The 288-nt window shown below is 64.9% G+C and carries 1 protein-coding gene; it reads right to left on the bottom strand.

The window, feature by feature from the left end; genetic code table 11:
* On the bottom strand, positions 1–288 hold a 288-nt coding region (locus EN851_RS35755; RefSeq protein ID WP_135931139.1), incomplete at both ends, for a substrate-binding domain-containing protein.

Here is a 288-nt window from a genome sequence, read left to right as displayed (position 1 = left end):
CTCGACGCTGCTTCCGGCCATCGCCGCGAAATCCTGCGCCATGGTGGTGAGCGCCGGGCAAGTGTAGCGGCTGAGCGGATGGTCGTCATGCGCAGCCACCCGCAGGTCGCAATCCGCCTTGCGGCCCACCTTCAGCCCTTTCGAGAAGGCGGCCGCCATCACGCCGAAGGCGAGACGATCGTTGTTGCACAGGATGGTCTTGCCCGGCAGGCCGCCACTGCCGAGCATCCTCTCGGTCTGTTCGTAGCCGATCCGCTCGAAATCCCAAGTGTAGTCCCTGGTATTGCC

It is taken from the genome of Mesorhizobium sp. M8A.F.Ca.ET.208.01.1.1 (genome assembly GCF_004791315.1).
GTDB lineage: Bacteria > Pseudomonadota > Alphaproteobacteria > Rhizobiales > Rhizobiaceae > Mesorhizobium.
The sequence above is the reverse complement of the archived record's forward strand: the minus strand, read 5'-3'. Positions and strand labels throughout refer to the sequence as shown.